Here is a 1,433-nt window from a genome sequence, read left to right on the forward strand (position 1 = left end):
TGAAGTGACCCCCAATAGTTGGACAACCAACATTGGGGGTTCTTTTTATGTCAAAGTACAGTCGTGCTTTTAAAATCACATTAGCTCAGCAATGCCTTAACGGTGTTTCATCACCCAAGGCGCTTGGAAAACAGCTGTCTATTCCACACAGTCAGATTCGCTATTGGAGTAAGGTCTATAGCTTCAATGGTGATGAATCCTTTCTACCACCAAAATCTCCTCATACAGCTAAAGGTAAAGCCGATATTCTTAAGAGAATGTGGTCAGAAAATTGGTCATTACATTACACAAGTGCCTTTTACAATCTTCCCTCTCCCGGTACGCTTTGGGTATGGCTGCGTGAGTTTGACGAATCAGGACTCCAAGGCCTTCAACCTAAACAGCGAGGGCGCACTTATATGAAAAAACAGAGCCAAGAATCAAATGATAAATCTATTGACGAAATGACAGTAGAAGAGCTTCGTGAAGAGCTGGAATATCGTCGAACGGAGGTAGCGGTTCTAAAAAAGTTAGAAGCCTTGGACGAGATGAAACGCCAACAAGCCAAGAAAAAGCGTCAATTGTCCAAGGGTTAAAAGATCAGTTTAAGTTACCGAATTTACTTCGATCGTTGTCACTGCCGCGAAGTGTGTTTTATTACCATTGTCAGCGATTAACACAGCCTGATTCATATGCTGAAGCGAAGGAAAAGATACAAGAGATCTTCCATGAACATAGAGGCCGTTATGGTTATCGACGTATCACCACAGAGCTTCGTAAAGCCAAAATAGAACTGAATCATAAAACTGTGCAAAAGCTGATGAAATTATTGGGGCTTAAATCTAAAGTACGGCCTAAACGCTATCGCTCTTATCGAGGCGAAATAGGACGTATCGCGGACAATCTCTTATGCCGAAATTTTAAAGCGGACAGGCCGAACGAGAAGTGGGTCACCGACGTGACAGAGTTTAATATTAAAGGGCAAAAAGTATACTTGTCTCCCGTGATTGATCTGTTTAATCAAGAGGTGATTGCCTACCAAATTAAAAAGACAGCGCATTTACCGCTCGTCACTGACATGCTAAAAGATGCCATAGCTAGCCTTAAAGAAGGAGAAGCTCCAATACTACACAGTGATCAAGGTTGGCAGTACCAGCAAAAGCAAACACGACATCTTTTGGAAAAACATGGACTACAACAAAGTATGTCACGAAAAGGAAATTGTTTGGACAATGCAATGGCGGAGAACTTTTTTGCCTTACTAAAAACGGAAATGTTCCATGGTGAAACCTTCGAGGATGCAGATAATCTGATCCAAGAACTTGAAGAGTATATTGATTACTACAATACGAAACGAATAAAAATGGGGTTAAATGGCCTGACTCCGGTAGAGTACCGAAATCAGGCATTGTTAGCAGGTTAATAAAGTGTCCAACTTTATGGGGTCACTTCAA

The 1,433-nt window shown here is 41.5% G+C and carries 2 protein-coding genes; both read left to right on the forward strand.

Annotation, left to right across the window (positions count from 1 at the left end; translation table 11 throughout):
* The first annotated feature begins 47 nt into the window (after positions 1-47).
* Positions 48-575: a helix-turn-helix domain-containing protein gene (locus CCS02_RS21965; protein ID WP_100637738.1), complete on the forward strand. Its 528-nt coding sequence runs from the start codon at positions 48-50 to the stop codon at positions 573-575.
* Positions 560-1,402: an IS3 family transposase gene (locus CCS02_RS21970; RefSeq protein WP_232728945.1), complete on the forward strand. Its 843-nt coding sequence runs from the start codon at positions 560-562 to the stop codon at positions 1,400-1,402. The genes CCS02_RS21965 and CCS02_RS21970 overlap by 16 nt, the downstream gene beginning before the upstream one ends.
* The last annotated feature ends 31 nt before the right edge of the window (positions 1,403-1,433 follow it).

This window comes from Marinomonas sp. ef1, from assembly GCF_002806845.1.
In the GTDB taxonomy this organism is placed as follows: Bacteria; Pseudomonadota; Gammaproteobacteria; order Pseudomonadales; family Marinomonadaceae; genus Marinomonas; species Marinomonas polaris.